The 17,651-nt window shown below is 64.4% G+C and carries 15 protein-coding genes; 10 read left to right on the top strand and 5 right to left on the bottom strand.

Features of this window, described 5'->3' with window-relative positions:
• The 9 genes from PMI42_RS27220 to PMI42_RS27180 all read left to right on the top strand — a co-directional run.
• Nucleotides 1–1,843, top strand: a 1,843-nt coding sequence (locus tag PMI42_RS27220) for a xanthine dehydrogenase family protein molybdopterin-binding subunit (RefSeq protein ID WP_008140159.1), incomplete at its 5' end; no start/stop codon positions are given.
• A gap of 55 nt (nucleotides 1,844–1,898) precedes the next feature.
• Nucleotides 1,899–3,170 (top strand): NAD(P)/FAD-dependent oxidoreductase, encoded by a 1,272-nt coding sequence (locus PMI42_RS27215; RefSeq protein WP_008140157.1) that lies wholly within the window; start codon nucleotides 1,899–1,901, stop codon nucleotides 3,168–3,170.
• Entirely contained in the window at nucleotides 3,163–3,609 is a 447-nt protein-coding gene (gene soxX, locus PMI42_RS27210; protein ID WP_008140155.1) for a sulfur oxidation c-type cytochrome SoxX, read from the top strand. The genes PMI42_RS27215 and soxX overlap by 8 nt, the downstream gene beginning before the upstream one ends.
• 4 nt (nucleotides 3,610–3,613) lie before the next feature.
• Nucleotides 3,614–4,081 carry a SoxY-related AACIE arm protein gene (locus tag PMI42_RS27205; protein ID WP_008140153.1) on the top strand — a complete coding sequence of 156 codons (468 nt, stop codon included), beginning with the start codon at nucleotides 3,614–3,616 and terminating at the stop codon, nucleotides 4,079–4,081.
• Nucleotides 4,081–4,398, top strand: coding sequence for a thiosulfate oxidation carrier complex protein SoxZ (gene soxZ, locus PMI42_RS27200; RefSeq protein ID WP_008140151.1), 318 nt, complete (start codon nucleotides 4,081–4,083; stop codon nucleotides 4,396–4,398). The genes PMI42_RS27205 and soxZ overlap by 1 nt, the downstream gene beginning before the upstream one ends.
• Complete coding sequence (soxA, locus tag PMI42_RS27195) at nucleotides 4,395–5,174, top strand: sulfur oxidation c-type cytochrome SoxA (protein ID WP_008140149.1); 780 nt, start codon at nucleotides 4,395–4,397, stop codon at nucleotides 5,172–5,174. Before soxZ ends, soxA begins: the two co-directional genes overlap by 4 nt.
• Nucleotides 5,175–5,254: 80 nt before the next feature.
• Nucleotides 5,255–6,577, top strand: coding sequence for an ABC transporter substrate-binding protein (locus PMI42_RS27190; RefSeq protein ID WP_008140147.1), 1,323 nt, complete (start codon nucleotides 5,255–5,257; stop codon nucleotides 6,575–6,577).
• The gene (locus tag PMI42_RS27185) at nucleotides 6,574–7,512 is read left to right on the top strand and encodes a carbohydrate ABC transporter permease (RefSeq protein ID WP_008140145.1); all 939 of its coding nucleotides are present in this window, start codon (nucleotides 6,574–6,576) and stop codon (nucleotides 7,510–7,512) included. The genes PMI42_RS27190 and PMI42_RS27185 overlap by 4 nt, the downstream gene beginning before the upstream one ends.
• Nucleotides 7,509–8,333: a carbohydrate ABC transporter permease gene (locus tag PMI42_RS27180; protein ID WP_008140143.1), complete on the top strand. Its 825-nt coding sequence runs from the start codon at nucleotides 7,509–7,511 to the stop codon at nucleotides 8,331–8,333. Before PMI42_RS27185 ends, PMI42_RS27180 begins: the two co-directional genes overlap by 4 nt.
• 30 nt (nucleotides 8,334–8,363) lie before the next feature.
• Here PMI42_RS27180 and PMI42_RS37545 read toward each other — a convergent pair whose 3' ends face one another.
• The 4 genes from PMI42_RS37545 to PMI42_RS27160 all read right to left on the bottom strand — a co-directional run bounded on the left by PMI42_RS37545 (nucleotide 8,364) and on the right by PMI42_RS27160 (nucleotide 13,058).
• A complete protein-coding gene (locus PMI42_RS37545; protein ID WP_008140141.1) occupies nucleotides 8,364–9,347 on the bottom strand; it encodes a hypothetical protein in 984 nt (327 codons plus the stop codon).
• Between the two features lie 166 nt (nucleotides 9,348–9,513).
• Nucleotides 9,514–11,178 (bottom strand): hypothetical protein, encoded by a 1,665-nt coding sequence (locus PMI42_RS27170; protein ID WP_008140139.1) that lies wholly within the window; start codon nucleotides 11,176–11,178, stop codon nucleotides 9,514–9,516.
• Between the two features lie 4 nt (nucleotides 11,179–11,182).
• Nucleotides 11,183–11,887: a cysteine hydrolase family protein gene (locus tag PMI42_RS27165; protein WP_008140138.1), complete on the bottom strand. Its 705-nt coding sequence runs from the start codon at nucleotides 11,885–11,887 to the stop codon at nucleotides 11,183–11,185.
• Nucleotides 11,888–12,092: 205 nt separating this feature from the next.
• Nucleotides 12,093–13,058 (bottom strand): hypothetical protein, encoded by a 966-nt coding sequence (locus PMI42_RS27160; RefSeq protein ID WP_008140136.1) that lies wholly within the window; start codon nucleotides 13,056–13,058, stop codon nucleotides 12,093–12,095.
• 168 nt (nucleotides 13,059–13,226) lie between these two features.
• On the opposite strand from PMI42_RS27160, the gene PMI42_RS27155 reads away from it, so the two are divergent.
• Nucleotides 13,227–16,703: an indolepyruvate ferredoxin oxidoreductase family protein gene (locus PMI42_RS27155; RefSeq protein WP_008140134.1), complete on the top strand. Its 3,477-nt coding sequence runs from the start codon at nucleotides 13,227–13,229 to the stop codon at nucleotides 16,701–16,703.
• A gap of 131 nt (nucleotides 16,704–16,834) precedes the next feature.
• Here PMI42_RS27155 and PMI42_RS27150 read toward each other — a convergent pair.
• On the bottom strand, nucleotides 16,835–17,651 hold an 817-nt coding region (locus PMI42_RS27150; protein ID WP_008140132.1), incomplete at its 5' end, for an FAD-binding protein.

Genomic DNA, 17,651 nt, shown 5'->3' with positions numbered 1-17,651 from the left:
CGGCAGCCGCGGCATCCGCTCCTCGCAGGACTACGTCCGCAAGGGCGGCGCCACCGCGCGCGTGATGCTGATCGAGGCCGCCGCGAATGAATGGAAGGTACCGGCCTCCGAATGCACCGTCGCCAAGGGCGTCATCACCCACAAGGCGTCGGGCAAGACGACGACTTACGGCAAGGTCGCCGAAGCCGCCGCCAAGCTGACGCCGCCGGCCGACGTCAAGCTGAAGGACCCCAAGGACTGGACCATCGCAGGCAAGGGATTGCTGCGGCTCGATACCGCCGACAAGACCACCGGCACGATGATCTACGGCATCGACGTCAAGCTGCCGGGCATGCTGAACGCCGCGATCAAGGACTGCCCGGTGTTCGGCGGCAAGCTGAAGAGCTTTGACGAAGCCAAGATCGCCGGCATGAAAGGCGTCAAGAAGGTCGTCAAGGTCGGCGACACCGCGGTCGCGGTCGTTGCCGACACCTGGTGGCAGGCCAAGACCGCACTGGAGGCCTTGCCGATCGTCTGGGACGAGGGCGAGAACGCCAAAGTCTCGAGCGAGTCGATCGCGAAATGGCTGGCCGAAGGCCTCGACGATGCGCAGCCGGCCTATGTCGGCAACAAGAACGGCGACGTCAAAGCCGCGATTGCCGGCGCTGCCAAGAAAGTCGAAGCCGTCTACAACTATCCCTACCAGAACCACGCCACGATGGAGCCGATGAACGCCACCGCGCTCTACACGGCGGACAAATGCGAGGTCTGGTGCGGCACGCAGAACGGCGAGGCCGTGTTCGCGGCGGTGCTGGAGGCCTCCGGCCTGCCGGCAGAGAAGTGCGACATGTACAAGGTGATGCCCGGCGGCGGCTTCGGCCGGCGCGGCCAGACCGACTATGTCCGTCAGGCCGTCATGATCGCCAAGCAGATGCCGGGCACGCCGATCAAGCTGTTGTGGTCGCGCGAGGAGGACATGGCGCACGGCCGGTATCACCCGATCACCCAGTGCAAGATGACCGGCGCGTTCGACGCCAACAACAACCTGATCGGGCTGCACTACCGCCTGTCCGGACAGTCGATCCTGTTCTCGCTGCGCCCCGAAGCGCTCCAGAACGGCATGGATCCGGCCGCCTTCCAGGGCGTCGCCCAATCCGGCGAGGCCGCGTTCGGCTATTCGGTGCCGAACCTGCTGGTCGAGCATGCGATGCGCAATCCGCACGTTCCGCCGGGCTTCTGGCGCGGCGTCAACGTCAATCACAACGCGATCTACATGGAATGCTTCATGGACGAGCTCGCCCATGCCGTAGGCCAGGACCCGCTCGCGTTCCGCCGCAAGCTGATGGGCAACCATCCCAAGCATCTGGCGGTGCTCAATGCCGTGGCCGAGAAGATCGGCTGGGACACACCGGCGCCGAAGGGCGTGTATCGTGGCATCGCGCAAGTCATGGGCTATGGCAGCTATGTTGCCGGCGCCGCCGAGATCTCGGTGACCGAGGGCAACAAGATCAAGGTGCACCGCATCGTCGCCTCCACCGACCCCGGCTACGTCGTTAATCCGGCGCAGGTGGAGCGGCAGATCGCGGGCTCCTTCGTCTACGGCCTGTCTGCGCTGTTCTATGGCGGCTGCACCGTCAAGGACGGCAAGATCGAGCAGAGCAACTTCGACACCTACAACTCGATGCGTATCAACGAGATGCCGAAGGTGGAATCGGTGATGGTGCCGAGCGGCGGGTTCTGGGGCGGCGTCGGCGAGCCGACCATCGGCGTAGCAGCACCGGCGGTGCTCAACGCCTATTTCGCGGCGACGGGCAAACGCATTCGCTCGGTGCCGCTGCGCGACCAGAACATCACCTTCGCCTAAAGAGACGCGCTGCGGCGGCCCCATCGGCCGCCGCAGCATTTTCCGGACAAGCCTCATGAACGTGCCGGTGACACGGCGGGACGCCGTCCTGGGCATCACCGCTGCAGCCACATCGCTCGCCATCCCGACGATCCTGCGTGCACAATCGTCAGGCCGCATCGTCGTGGTCGGCGGCGGCTTTGGCGGCGCCGCCTGTGCGCGTGCGCTCAAGCGTGCGCAGGCAGACTTGCAAATCATCCTGATCGAACCCAATACGGTCTTCACCTCCTGCCCCTTCAGCAACGAGGTGATCGCGGGCCTGCGCGACATCGACGCACAGCAGTTCGACTACGACAAGCTCGCCGCCGACGGCGTCACAATGATCGGCCAGGCCGTGACCACGATCGAGCCGGACCGGCGCAGCGTCGTGACGACCGACGGCGTCGCGCTGCCCTATGACCGTCTCGTCCTCTCCCCCGGCATCGACTTCCATTTCGAAGCCCTGCCCGGCTATGACGAAGCCGCATCGGCCAAGATGCCGCATGCCTGGAAGGCAGGCGCACAAACACTGCTGCTGCGCCGGCAGTTGGAGGCGATGGACGACGGCGGCACGGTCGCCATCGCGATCCCGGCCAATCCCTCGCGCTGTCCGCCGGCGCCTTACGAGCGTGCCAGCCTGATTGCGCATTACCTGAAGACGAAGAAGCCGCGCTCGAAGGTGCTGATCCTCGATGCCAAGGACAGTTTCTCGCAGCAGCGGCTGTTCGAGAAGGCGTGGAAGGAGCTCTATGGCGACATGATCGAACGCATTGGTCTGTCGCAAGGCGGCCGCGTCACCTCGGTCGATCCTTCAACAAGGACTATCGTCACCGAATTCGGCAACTACACCCCTGAGGTCGCCAACGTCATTCCCCCGCAGCGCGCCGGACGCATCGCCGAGACCGCGGGAGCTGCGGATGCGACCGGCTGGTGCCCGATCGATCCGGTGACCTTCGAGTCGAAGCTCGTTCCGAATATCCACGTCATCGGCGATGCCTGCCTCGGCGGCGGCATTCCCAAATCGGCCTCCGCCGCCGGCGCGCAAGGCAAGGCCTGCGCCGCTGCGATCGTCAGCCTGCTCGCGGGCCGCGCGCCGGAGACACCGCGGCTGACCGGCGTTTGCTACAACACCGTCGCGCCCGGCTACGGCTTCTCGCTCGCCGGCAATTACCAGCCGAAAGGCGACATCTTTGCCGAAGTCGAGGGCGGCGCGACCAGCCCGGTCGATGCCCCGCGCGAGCTGCGCGCTCGCGAGGCGGCCGACGCCGAGCGCTGGTTTCAAACCATCACGGCGGACACCTTTGGCTAAGGCAGCCGTCCATATCGCGGCGCTGATCGCCGCAAGTGTTGTCTGCGCTGCCAACGCGGACGAGCTCGTGCCCTACAAGATCGCCGGCGACGGCATCGCAGAATCGCTCACCGGCGCGCCCGGCGATGCCGCGCGCGGTCGCGCGCTGGTGCTGGCGCGCACCACGACCTGCATTCTCTGCCATTCCGGACCGTTTCCGGAAACGCGGTTCCAGGGGGACCTCGCGCCTGACCTGACCGGCACCGGGAACCGCTGGACACCAAGCCAGCTACGGCTTCGTCTGGTCGATGCGTCCCGCTTCAACCCGGAAACCATCATGCCGTCCTATTATCGCCATGACGGATTCGTGCGTGTTGGGCGCAATTTTGCCGGCAAGCCGATATTGTCGGCCGCGGAGATCGAGGACATCGTGGCTTTTCTTGCTTCGCTTCGGGACTAGATTCATGCCAACCACGCGACGACAATTTCTGAGCCTCGCCGGAAGCGCGACAGTCGCCGGAACGATCCCGATCGTCACGCTCCGGCCGCTCGAGGCGACGCCGGCCATGCTCACCGCTGCGATCCGCAACGTCGTCGGCGAAGCCCAGATTCGCACCGGCAAGGTCAAGCTCGACATTCCGCCGCTGGTCGAAAACGGCAACACGGTGCCGATGACCGTGAGCGTCGCAAGCCCGATGACGGCGAACGATTACGTCAAGAGCATCCACGTCTTCAACGAGAAGAACCCGCAGCCGAACATCGGCAATTTCCATCTTAACCCCTCCTCCGGCCGCGCCCAGGTCTCGACCCGGATCCGGCTCGCCGACACCCAGAAGGTGGTCGCGATCGCGCGTCTGTCCGACGACACGTTCTGGCAGGTCGCTACCGAAATCGTCGTGACGCTGGCCGCCTGCACCGAGGAGATGAACTGATGGCCGCGCTGATCAACGTTCCGGCGAAGGCCAAGCGCGGCGACATCATCGAGATCCGCACGCTGACCTCGCACATCATGGAAACCGGCTTCCGACATACTGCCGATGGCCAGCTGGTGCCGCGGGACATCATCACGAGTTTTACGTGCCGCTATAACGGCACAGAGGTCTTTCGCGCCGATCTGTTTCCCGCGATCGCCGCGAACCCCTATTTGTCCTTCTTTACCATCGCGAAGGAGAGCGGCAAGTTCGAGTTCGAATGGATCGGCGACAACGGCTATTCGTCGACCGCATCGGCATCGATCACGGTCGAATGACTCTTTGGCGCGCGATAATGGTGGCGGCGCTTGTCGCAGCAGCGCCTGCCCTGCTCGCCGGCGAGATCCCGCCCGATGCGCGCCGGTCCGGCTACACCTTTATGGGGCCGGACACGCGCGCGATGCAGGATGACGACACATCCAATCCGGGCATGCTGTTCGTGCTCGACGGAGAGGCGCTCTGGGGCAAGAAGACAGGCGCCGCCGGGAAAGCCTGCGCTGATTGCCACGGTGATGCGCGCGGCAGCATGAAGGGCGTCGCGGCGCGCTATCCCGCCTTCGACAAGGCCCTGGCCCGCCCCGTCACCCTCGATCAACGCATCAATCTCTGCCGCGCCGATCATCAGCAGGCAACACCGCTGCCCTATGAGAGCCGTGACCTGCTGGCGCTGTCCGCCTTCGTCGCCCACCAGTCGCGCGGCGTCGCGATCACGGCTGGCGACGACCCGGCGTTGAAACCTTTCGTTGCGCAGGGCCGCGACCTGTTCATGCAGCGCGAGGGCCAGCTCAACCTCGCCTGCACCAATTGCCACGACGACAATTTCGACAGGCGCCTTGCCGGCGCGCCGATCACGCAAGCGCAGCCGACCGGCTATCCGCTGTACCGGCTGGAATGGCAGACGCTGGGGTCGCTGGAGCGGCGCTTGCGCAGCTGCATGAGCGGCGTTCGCGCCCAGGCCTATGATTACGGCGCACCGGAGCTCGTCGCACTCGAGCTCTATCTGATGTCGCGGGCGCGCGGCCTGCCGATGGAGACTCCGGCGGTTCGCCCCTGATCCGAGATTAGGACTAGGCAGGCGCGGCACGGACGCTAGTATCCGCCCCCAAAGACGATGAGTCACAGGGAGGACTAGAAGTGGTCGACTACAGAATCTCGCGCCGTACGCTCTTGACCGGCACCGCAGCGGCTGGCGCGCTCAGCCTGACCGGGTTGCCGGCGCGCGCCGAGGTCAACTGGAAGAAATATGCCGGGACCAAGCTGGAGGTCATTCTCGCCAAGGGTCCGCGCGGCGACAATCTGCAAAAGAACATCAAGGAATTCACCGACCTCACCGGCATCCAGGTCGAGGCGGAGCAGATCCCCGAGCAGCAGCAGCGCCAGAAGGTCGTAATCGAGTTCACCTCGGGCCGGCCGAGCTTCGACGTCGTCCATCTCAGCTATCACGTGCAGAAGCGGCAATTCGAGAAAGCCGGCTGGCTGGCCGACATGACGCCCTTCATGAAGGACCCGAATCTGACCGCACCCGACCTCGTCGAGAGCGATTTTTCCGCCGCGGGCCTGCAATACGCCAAGAACGGCAAGGGCCAGATGCTGTCGCTGCCCTGGTCGGTGGACTATTTCATACTCTATTACAACAAGGAGCTGTTCGAGAAGAAGGGCGTGGCGGTGCCGAAGACCCTCGACGAGATGGTTGCCGCCGCCGAGAAGCTGACCGATCCCAAGGAAGGCATCTACGGCTTCGTCGGGCGCGGCTTGCGCAACGCCAACATGGCGATGTGGAGCAACTTCTTCCTCGATTATGGCGGCGAATTCCTCGATGCCAAGGGCAACATCCTGACCGACGGTCCGGAAGCGATCGCCGCGACCAAGCTCTACCAGACACTGCTGACCAAGACCGCCCCGCCCGGCGTCGCCGGCTTCAACTGGATGGAGTCGATGGCCTCGTTCACGCAAGGACGCTCGGCGATGTGGATCGACGGCGTCGGCTGGGCGCCGCCGCTGGAGGATCCCGCTGCCTCGCGCATCGTCGGCAAGGTCGGCTACGCCGTCGTGCCCGCCGGGCCCAAGGGACAGTACTCCTCGACCTATGGCGACGGCATCGGCATTGCGGCGGCGAGCAAGAACAAGGAAGCTGCCTATCTGCTCTGCCAATGGGCGGTCTCGAAGCAGCAGGGCGCGCGGCTGCTCCAGGCCGGCGGCGGTGTGCCGTTCCGCAACTCGATCCTCGGCGATCCCGAGGTCCAGAAGGGCGTGAAGACCAAGGAGTGGCTGCAATCGGTGATCGAGTCCGGCAAGATCAGCAAGCTCGGGCTGCCCGTCGTGATCCCGGTCGCCGAATTCCGCGACATCGTCGGCGCGGCGCTCACTGCGACCCTGTCCGGCGCCGATCCCGCAGCGGAATTGAAGAAGGCCAACGACCAGTACCGGCCGATCCTGGAGCGTAGCGAAAAGACGTGAGTGCGTTGACACAATCGACTCCGGCCGCGGCACAGTCTGGTGCCGCGCCGGAGAAGGAATTGCGGCCGCCGTCCTACTGGCCGTTCGTGGTGCCGGCGCTGGTCGTCGTGGTCGCGATCATCATCTTCCCCTGGGTCTTCACCATCTGGATGAGCCTGAACGAGTGGAAGGTCGGCTCGCCGACCACCTTCGTCGGGCTCTCCAACTATCTGCGGTTGACCAGCGATCCGCGCTTTCTCGAGGCGGTGGTCCACACCATCGTCTACACCGCGCTGTCGGTGCTGCTGCCGCTGGTGTTCGGCACGTTCGCGGCCGTGGTGTTCCACCAGAAGTTTGCCGGCCGCGGTTTTCTGCGCGGTGTCTTCATCATGCCGATGATGGCCACACCCGTCGCGATCGCGCTGGTCTGGACCATGATGTTCCATCCCCAGCTCGGCGTGCTGAACTATTTGCTGTCGCTGGTCGGTATCCCTCCGCAGCTCTGGGTGTTTCATCCCGCGACCGTGATTCCCTCGCTGGTGCTGGTCGAGACCTGGCAATGGACGCCGCTGGTCATGCTGATCGTGCTCGGCGGTCTCGCGGCGATCCCGACCGAGCCCTATGAGAGCGCGCAGATCGACGGCGCCAATCTCTGGCAGGTGTTCCGCTTCATTACCTTGCCGCTGATCATGCCATTCCTGTTCATCGCCGGCATGATCCGCATGATCGACGCGGTGAAGAGTTTCGACATCATCTTCGCGATTACCCAGGGCGGACCGGGCTCGGCGTCGGAGACCATCAACATCTATCTCTACAGCGTCGCCTTCACCTATTACGACCTCGGCTACGGTTCGGCGATCGCGGTGGTGTTCTTCCTGCTGATCGTCCTGCTTGCCGCGGTGATGCTGTACGCCCGCCAGCGTATGGTGTGGACCGAGATCGAGAGCGGCGCATGAGCCCCCGTCAAATCCTTGGCCAGATCGGCCTGTGGCTCTCGGTGTTCGTCATCGTGTCGCCGGCGATCCTGTTCTTCCTCTGGATGCTGTCGCTGTCGCTCAAATTCGAGATCGACAACGCCGCCTACCCGCCGGTGTTCTTCCCCGAGCATATCGCCTGGAAGAACTATGCCGACGTGCTCGCCTCCAACCGCTTCCTGACCTATTTCATCAACAGCCTGGTCGTGACGGGCAGCGCGACCGCGCTGGCGCTGATCGTCGGCGTCCCCGCCGGCTACGGCATCGCACGCATGGCCGCGCACAAATCCGCGATCGTGATCCTGATCGCCCGCATCACGCCCGGCCTGTCCTATCTGATCCCGCTGTTCCTGATGTTCCAGTGGCTCGGCCTGCTCGGCACGCTGGTGCCGCAGATCATCATCCATCTCGTGGTGACGGTACCGATCGTGATCTGGATCATGATCGGCTATTTCGAGACGACGCCGCTGGAATTGGAAGAAGCCGCTTTGATCGACGGCGCCACGCGCTGGCAGGTGTTTCGCCACGTCGCCTTGCCGATCGCCAAGCCTGGCATCGCGGTCGCCTTCATCCTTGCGGTGATCTTCTCCTGGAACAATTTTGTGTTCGGCATCGTGCTGGCCGGACGCGAGACGCGCACTTTGCCGGTCGCCGTCTACAACATGATCTCGTTCGATCAGCTGAGCTGGGGACCGCTTGCGGCTGCCGCACTGATCGTCACGCTTCCGGTGCTGTTGCTGACGGTGCTGGCGCAGCGGCAGATCGTGGCCGGGCTGACGGCGGGGGCGGTCAAGGGCGGGTAGCTATGATCGGAGGTTTTGGTCTTGCCGACGTCAGCCGGCACAGACCGGAACCTCTGCGTCGCAACGCCGGCAATGAAAGCTGCCGAGGAAATTGCGCAGAAGCATGGCGGCTGGCCTGGGCTGAACACGGTCCGCGAGGCGGATCAACCGCACGATCGACGGTGCGAGCTTTCTGTTCTCATCGACAGGCATCATGATGCCGTCAGATCGCGAGGGCGTTCCCTCTTTCATGTCGAGCAGTGGCCGCCGATCCATTCCGGCAGCCGGAATCGACGAGCGCTGTTCGGCGTAGAGAGCCACCTGATCTCCGAGCAAGGCAAACTGATGACCCAAGCCACAACCCGTACACTTCAACCAGCCCTCCTGGCCCTGGAAAAACAGATTGCCGAGGTCGCGATGCCCTTCCGCCGCGGCGATGCCTCCCAGCAAAGGCATCACAGCGCTCTCACGCTCCGGCTTTTCCAGCAGCGCCTGCTCGCAGGTCTTGCTTACGGTTGATAGCAGAGACAGGAATTCCTGCCTGATCTCGTCGATCGTGCCGAGATCTGCGACTACGACCGGCCCGGCAAGCAGGATCCGCCTGTATCGAGGCAGAGACCTCGCCAGTTCATGGTGGGATGGCCGCCTGCTCGGATCCTCAAGCTGCGCGACGAGACTGCGAAAACAATCGAGCTTCTGATCCCACTCCTCGGCGGTCCGGGGAAGTCCGGACAGCTCTTGATCGTCGCCCTGCTCGCGGGGCATCAACGCGTTGAGCACCACGTATCCGCAGAAGAGCGCGATCTCGAGCCGTTGATGCCGGTTGGCGTCGACCCGCGCGATCGTCAGCAGATGCGGGATTGCGGCGTAGGTTGCGCCGTAACACGTGCCCTGATGACAAAGGCAGTCCCAGAAAAGTGAATTCGCGCTGTCGTCATCCCAGGCTTCCGAAAGCCTGGCCAGCAGTTGCGGGATATCGCGATCCCGATGCGCGTCATCCAGCCTCTTCCAAAGTGGATGGTCCAGCGGCAGCATCGAAAGGCCCGGTTGAGGTGACGGCTTCTATACCATCAAGAGTAGAGCAGTTTGGCCGAACCAGACAAGACAGCCAATGCCGCGCCCGCGCGCGCGTCAGTCGGCCCCGGCGACAAAGAAACGGCCGGGACGTGCCCGGCCGTTCCGAACAGATTGAAACCGGAGTCTACTCCGCCGGTGCGGCGTGCATGTCCGCGTGCGGCACGTAGTGCTCGCTGGTGCGGCGGCTGAGAGCGTACAGTCCGGCAGCCATCACGGCGTAGGCGAAGGCTACCGAAGGCGTGACGCCGAAGCCACCGCCGATGCCCACGGATTCGCCGTGCATGAAGCCGAAATAGGTGAGCACGGCGCCAACCAGGGCGAACGCCGAGGCCTTCTCGAAATCACGCTCGATGATGAAGACGCCGATCGCACCCAGGATGAGGCCACCAAGGATGGAGCCTCCCCCCATGATCTCGAGGCCGTGATAGAACACGCCCTGCTGCGGCAGCGCGGCGATCGCAGCGGTCTTGACTGCGTCGGCCTTGTCGGCCGCCATGCCGCCGACGGTCGCCGCTGCATTCATCGTCGAGCCCAGCATGGTGTCGATCTGGAGCTTGGCCCAGGCCGCCAGATGCGGGGTCAAGGCCAGCACGATCGCGGGCGCGTGCTTGACCGGCGTGGTCTGGAACGCCTGCGCGCCGATGAGCATGCCGATATAAAGCAGGATCGGCGAGATCGCGACCACAGGCACGAGCGCCAGCAGCACCGGGATGATGCCGAACCACGCCAGCACCACCACCATCAGGCCGGTCGCGGCCGAGTAACCGATGCGGCCGCCCATCGCCTTCCAGCCGGGATGGCCGATATAGACAGCGTTGATGAAGGGATTGCCCATCAGGCAGCCGATCAGGCTGACGACGCCGTCCGCGGTCAGCACGCGCGTGGTCGGATATTCGTCGCCGGCCGCTTCCGCGCTCTCGACATTGTCCATGGCCTCGACCAGGTCATAGATGCCGAACGGAATGGCGGTGACCAGGATGACGCCGAGGAATTCAAAGCCGGAGAAGACGTAACCGACAGCCGGGATCGGCACCGAGAAGCCGAAGCTGGCAAACGCGTCGCCGACGCCCTTGATGCTGAGTCCGCCGAGATTGAGCCCGAACAGGTTCGAGCCCCAGGCGATGACCATGCCGACCGCGATCGCGATCAGGCCCGCCGGAATGCTCTTCGGGTACTTCACGCCGCCGAACCAGCTCACCAGGATGATGGCGAAGCAGACCAGACCGATCTGCGGCGTCATGTACATTTCGAGAGCAGGCCGCATCGAGATGAAGGTGACGGAGACGCCGGCAAGCGTGCCGAGTAGCGCCGCACGCGGCGTGATCTTGCGGATGAACGGTGCGATGAAGCCGCCGATCATCAGGATGAAGCTCTGGAAGAACACCCAGACGAGACCGGCCGACCAGCCCTTGAGGGGATCGCCGGTCTTGATCGTGATCGGCAGCATGATCACGAAGGTGACGATGAACATGTGCGGCACGCTGACGCCGGACGGCAGCGCGCAGACGTCGTTGCGGCCGGTCTTCTGCGCGAGACGATAGGCGAGATACGCATAGTAGAAGGTCGAGAGGCACATCATCAGCCCGAGCGCAGGCAGGATTCTGCCGAACACGAGACTGTCAGGCATCTTCAACACAAAGCGCAACAGGCCCGTGAGCACCAGCATGTTGACGAGGATGTTGGTGCCGAAGCCGAAAAACGCGTTCCAGTCGCCCGATGTCCATAGTGCCGGCTTGAACTCGGACGTTTTCAGATCAGATTTGCCGGCCGTCCCCGTCAATGTGCTCATGATATCACCCCTGTTTGGTCGAAACCTTCATCGCCTCCAGTACTGCGGCTGAGCTTGCTACCCAGCCGAAGATGCCGCCCTGGGCCTTGATCATCTTCAGGCCCATCTCGTGAAACTCGGGGAAGTAGGATGCGCAGCCGTCCGAGATGACGACGCAGCGATAGCCGCGGTCATTGGCCTCGCGCACGGTGGTGTTGACGCACACTTCAGTGGTGACGCCGCACACCAGCAAATTCTCGATGCCGTATTTCTCCAGCACGTCGGTGAGCTCAGTGGCATAGAACGCGCCCTTGCCGGGCTTGTCGATCACGACTTCGCTGTCGAGCGGATAGAGTTCGGGAATGATGTCGTGGCCGGCCTCGCCGCGAATGAGGATGCGCCCCATCGGACCGGGATCGCCGATGCGAAGGCTCGGCGCACCGCGCTCGACCTTCGCCGGCGGCGCATCGGAAAGGTCAGGCAAGTGTCCTTCGCGGGTGTGGACCACCAGCATGCCGGTGTCGCGCGCCGCCTTCAGCACCGCGCCGATCGGCTTCACCGCGCGCGCAAGCTGGCTGACGTCGTTGCCCAGCGTCTCGCCGAAGCCGCCGGGCTCCATGAAGTCGCGCTGCATGTCGATGATGAGAAGCGCCGTGCTCGGCCAGTCGAGCTTGATCGGCTCGGGCTCGGCGCTGATCACGCCCGGTGTCGGCTTGGTTGAGTTCAACATGACGCAGGCCCCCGCGAGAACTCTCATTGCCAGGAGTTCTGCAAGCGCCGTGCCATTGTGTACAATAGCGATTGCGAGGAGCGTTCGCGGAAATTGTCTGCGCTATCAGAATGTTATCAAGAGAGCACGGGTCTGCTTATTCGCTGTGCGGCGGCTTTGCGACGTGCATTTGCTTAAAGGATGAGCGGCACCCAAGCTCGCTTTTCTAGCGGGCAGCATCTCCGTACAGCCGCCGATACTCTTCTTCATATGGCGCGTAGGAATCCTTGAGCGTCGCCATGTTCAGCAGCATCGTCGCCACCACCGCGCCCGCCTTGTCGAACACACGCGTCTTCGCCCAGGCGCTCTCGGTGCGGCGGCTGCCGGACAGCGCGACCACCTCGCGCTCGACGTCGTACTCTTCGTCGACGAACAGCGGGCCCTTCACCAGCCGGATCTCCTGGTCGGCGAACAGGCCGACCGCCGGTCCCTTTGTCGGCAACGGATCGTCCTTGGACCGGTACTGGAACAGCACGCTCAGCATCTCCATCGGGATGATGGCCCTGCCCCAAGGATTCGAAGAAGCGTTGTCCGCTCCCAAATAGTAAGGAGAGTTCTCGGTGATGACGGCAAGCTTCTGCCGGAGCGAGAACGGATAGAGGTCGCCCATGTTCTGGTCGAACGCCATCCGCACCGTCTGACGCTTGCTGGTTTGCGCCACCTTGACGTCGCGCAGGATCACGGGATCGGCAAGCGGCTTGAGCTCGCCAAGGCGGGCTTCGAGCGCAGTCGGCGCGTCCGGTTGACCGACTGAAGCCGTACCGCGCAGCACCTCGGTGCCGTCGCGCTTCACCATCTGGATCTGGCACTGGCGCGTGCCGGGCAATGGTTTCGACAGGATCGCCTGCACCTCCTCGCCCTCGTAGCAGACGCTGCGATAATGCGCGGAGAGGCAGCCGCTCTCGAACCAGGCGCGTCCCCACAGCCGTTCGCCGAGCGGCGCAAACTGGCTGAAATGCGTCGGGCCCTCGATGGTGCCGCCCTTGAAGCCGAGTTTTTGCGCGGTCGCATCGTCGTGGATGGAGGCATGCGCGTCATAGACCTGCGCATGGAGCATCTGGCGCGGCTGCCGCCACGGGCCGAGCAGCGCCTCGGCGGTCTCGGTGATCTCGGTCTTGAATGCGTTTGCCATCACAGGCTCCTCCACAGGGCAGCCATGACTAGCAGGCCCGCCACGGATGCGGCTAGCCGTATTGACTTCGCTGGCCCATGCTCTTGACTGCCTCATCCTGCTTCGCAAGCCGCCGCTCTTTCCGCGGCGCAAAATTTCCGCCGGACCACGACAACAAGGACTTCCGAAATGACGCTGATGCAGGTCGAGCTGGATGACAAATACCGGCTCGAATCGAAGCGGATCTTCCTGTCCGGCACGCAGGCCCTTGTACGGTTGCCCATGTTGCAACGCGAACGCGACCGCCTCCAGGGCCTCAACACCGGCGGCTTCATCTCCGGCTATCGCGGTTCCCCGCTCGGCATGTACGACCACGCGCTGTGGCGCGCGAAGTCGCACCTGCAAGAGCACGACATCGCCTTCGTCCCCGGCTTGAACGAGGACCTGGCGGCGACCGCGGTCTGGGGCAGCCAGCAGGTCGGCCTGTTTCCCGGCGCCAAGGTCGATGGCGTCTTCGGCATCTGGTACGGCAAAGGCCCCGGCGTCGATCGCTCGGTCGACGCGCTCAAGCACGCCAATGCGGCCGGCACCTCGCTCAACGGCGGCGTGCTGGCGCTCGCCGGCGACGACCATGGCTGCCAATCCTCAACGCTGGCGCATCAGAGCGAGCAGGTGTTCGCGGCGGCACTGATCCCCGTGATCAACCCGGCAACGCTGCAGGACTATCTCGATCTCGGCCTCTACGGCTTTGCGCTATCGCGCTTCTCCGGCTGCTGGGTCGGCTTCAAGGCGATCAGCGAGACCGTCGAGAGCTCGGCTTCGATTGACAGCGATCCCGAGCGCATCAAGATCGTGCTTCCCGATGATTTCGAGATGCCGCCCGGCGGCCTCAACATCCGCTGGCCCGATCCGCCGCTGGACGCCGAGAAGCGCCTGTTCGGCCCGAAGATGGCCGCGGTGCAGGCTTTTGCCCGCGCCAACCAGCTCGACCGCATCGTGCTCGACTCGAAGCCGGCCCGGCTCGGCATCGTCGCGACCGGCAAGGCCTATCTCGACCTGCGCCAGGCGCTCGCCGACCTGGGCATCACCGACAAGGACGCGCAGGATCTTGGTTTGCGCATCTACAAGGTCGCGCTGACATGGCCGCTGGAGGAAAGCGGCGCCAGGCGCTTTGCCGAAGGGCTTCAGGACGTGCTGGTGGTCGAGGAGAAGCGCGGCTTCATCGAAGACCAGCTGATGCGCATCCTCTACAACATCGATGCGTCCCGGCGCCCGACGGTCACGGGCAAGCGCGACGAACGCGGCGCGCCGCTGCTGCCGAGCGAAGGCGAGCTGACGCCGACCATCGTCGCCGGCGCGCTGGTGGCGCGCTTGCGCAAGCTCGGACATCACAGCCCAGTGCTGGAGCAGCGCCTCGCCCGCCTCGAGGCCTTTGACAATCCCGTCACATCAGGCACGCAGATCAAGCTCGCGCGCACGCCGTTCTTCTGCTCGGGTTGCCCGCACAACACGTCGACGCGCGTGCCGGAGGGCAGCCGCGCCATGGCCGGCATCGGCTGCCACGGCATGGCCCTGAGCATGCCGACCCGCCGCACCGATCTGATCTCGCATATGGGCGCCGAGGGCGTGAACTGGATCGGCCAGTCGCCCTTCACCACCGAGCAGCACATTTTCCAGAATCTCGGCGACGGCACCTACACGCATTCCGGCTTGCTGGCGCTCCGTGCAGCTTCCGCCGCCGGCATCGACATCACCTACAAGATCCTCTACAACGACGCCGTCGCGATGACCGGCGGCCAGCCGGCCGAAGGCGCCTTCAACGTCGCGCAGATCGCGCATCAGGTCTGGGCCGAAGGCGTCAAGCGGCTCGCGATCGTCTCCGACGATCCCGGCAAGTACCCTGAAGGCAACTACTTCCCGCAAGGCGCGACCATCCATCACCGCCGCGAGCTCGATGCCGTGCAGCGCGAGCTGCGCGACATCAAGGGCCTCACGGTCGTGATCTACGATCAGACCTGCGCCGCCGAAAAGCGCCGCCGCCGCAAGCGCGGGCTCTATCCCGATCCCGCCAAGCGCGCCTTCATCAACGAGCTCGTCTGCGAAGGTTGCGGCGATTGCTCGCAGGCCTCCAACTGCGTCTCGGTGCAGCCGCTGGAGACCGAGTTCGGCCGCAAGCGCCAGATCGACCAGTCGAACTGCAACAAGGACTTTTCCTGCGTCGAGGGTTTTTGCCCGAGTTTTGTTACCGTGCATGGCGGCTCACTCAAGCGCATGAAGACGTCAGCAGTGGACTCCGGCCAGCTGTTCGCCGATTTGCCGCTGCCGCCCGCGCGTGAGCTGGATGGACCCTACAACATCCTCGTCACTGGCATCGGCGGCACCGGCGTCATCACCATCGGCGCGCTGCTCGGCATGGCCGCTCACGTCGACGGCCGCGGCTGCTCGGCGCTGGACTTCACCGGCCTGTCGCAGAAGAACGGCGCGGTGATGAGCCATGTCCGCATCGCTCCGAAGCCGGAAGACATCTCGGCGGTCCGCATCACCACCGGCGGCGCCGACGTCATCCTCGGATGCGACATGATCGTTTCGGCCGGCCCGACCGCGCTCAGCCGCGCCGAGCGCGGCGTGACCAGGGCCTATATCAACGCCGACCTCCAGCCGACCGCCAGCTTCGTGCAAAATCCAGATCTCGATTTCGAGATGGGCACGATGCAGACCGTGCTGCGGGATGCCATCGGCGACAAGAACCTCGACATTATCGACGCCACAGGCATTGCCGCGGCGCTGATGGGCGACAGCATCGCGACCAATCCCTTCATGCTCGGCTTCGCCTTCCAGAAGGGCGCGATCCCGCTGTCCCTGGAAGCCCTGCTCCGCGCCATCGAGATCAACGGCGCCGCGATCGAGATGAACAAGCTCGCCTTCACCTGGGGGCGGCTGGCCGCCCACGACATGTCGCGGGTGCGCAGCGTGCTCCAGTTCAAGAGCCGGGCGTCCGCGCCGACGAAGTCGCTCGACGACATCATCGCGACCCGCGCGGAATTCCTGACCGGCTATCAGGACAAGGCCTATGCCGATCGCTATCTCGCGGCGGTCGCCAAGGTGCGCAAGGCCGAAGATGCAGCTTCCCCCGCATCCACCGAGCTAACGGAAGCCGTCGCAAAGAACCTGTTCAAGCTGATGTCCTACAAGGACGAGTACGAGGTCGCACGGCTCTACACCGACGGCAGCTTTGCGAAGAAGGTATCGGAGAAGTTCGACGGAGACTTCACGCTGAAGTATCACCTCGCACCGCCGATCTTCGCGCAGCGCGACAAGACAACGGGACATCTGCAGAAGAAGGAGTTCGGCGGCTGGATGATCCATGCCTTCCGCGTTCTCGCAAAGCTGAAATTCCTGCGCGGCGGAGCATTCGATCCGTTCGGCCGCACCGAGGAGCGCCGGACCGAGCGGAAGCTGGTCGAAGATTATCTCGGCATGATCGACCAACGGATGGCCGGGCTGAAGGCGGAGCAGATCCCGCTGCTGACGCGGCTCGCGCGCGTGCCCGAGACGATCCGCGGCTTCGGGCATGTCAAGGAAGCCAATATCAAGCTGGCGGCGGCGGAAAAAGCGCGGCTCGAGGCCGAACTGGAGAACAGCCGCTTTGCGGCTGCGGCGGAGTAACGGATAGAGCCCACGCTCTCTCCACGTCATTGCGAGGAGCGAAGCGACGAAGCAATCCAGAGTCTCTCCGCGGAGACAGTCTGGATTGCTTCGCTATGCTCGCAATGACGCGGATATAGTGGATACGACAATCAGACAGGCGCCTTCGCGGTACTCGGCGCTATCGTCACCCCCTCCGCCAGATGCCGCCCCGCGATATACCCGAACGTCAGCGCCGGCCCCAGCGTGATGCCCGGGCCCGGATAATTGCCGTTCATGATCGAACCCAAATCGTTGCCGCAGGCATAGAGGCCCGCGACCGGCGTGCCGTCCTCGCGCAGCACGCGGGCTTGCGCATCGACCTTCATCCCGATGGCCGTGCCGAGATCGGCCGGATAGATGCGCATCGCAAAGAACGGCGCGCGCATGATCGGCGCGACGCAGGGGTTGGGCTTGTGGGTGGCATCGCCGAGATGACGCTGGTAGATCGTGCTGCCGCGGCCGAATTCGGGATCGAGGCCCTCTTTCGCGTGGCCATTGTAATTTGCCACGGTCGCCGACAGCACGGCAGGCTTGACGCCGATCTTCGCCGCAAGTTGCGCGATGTCGGGGGCCTCGACCAACTCGCCGCTTCTCACATAGCGCTGGACACTCCGCGTAAACGGTTTGATGCGGCCGAGGCCATAGCTCCACAGGAACTGGCGGTCGCAGACGAGATAGAACGGCCGGTCCGGCTCGCCATTGCCGTCGCGCAGCATCGCGAGCCCGAACTCGTGGTACGACAGCGCCTCGTTGACGAAGCGCCGGCCGACGGAATTTACAGCGATCACGCCGGGCTTGGCACGATCGGTCACCGTGTGCGGGAAAACGCCACGGCTACCGTCGTCGCGACGAAACAGCGAGGCCGGCACCCAATAGGCCGGGCTCGTCGCGTCCGTGTTGAGCGCCGCACCGGCGGTCGCCGCGAGC

The sequence above is a fragment of the Bradyrhizobium sp. YR681 genome (genome assembly GCF_000282615.1).
Lineage (GTDB): Bacteria > Pseudomonadota > Alphaproteobacteria > Rhizobiales > Xanthobacteraceae > Bradyrhizobium.
This window is presented reverse-complemented; position numbering and strand designations above follow the sequence as displayed.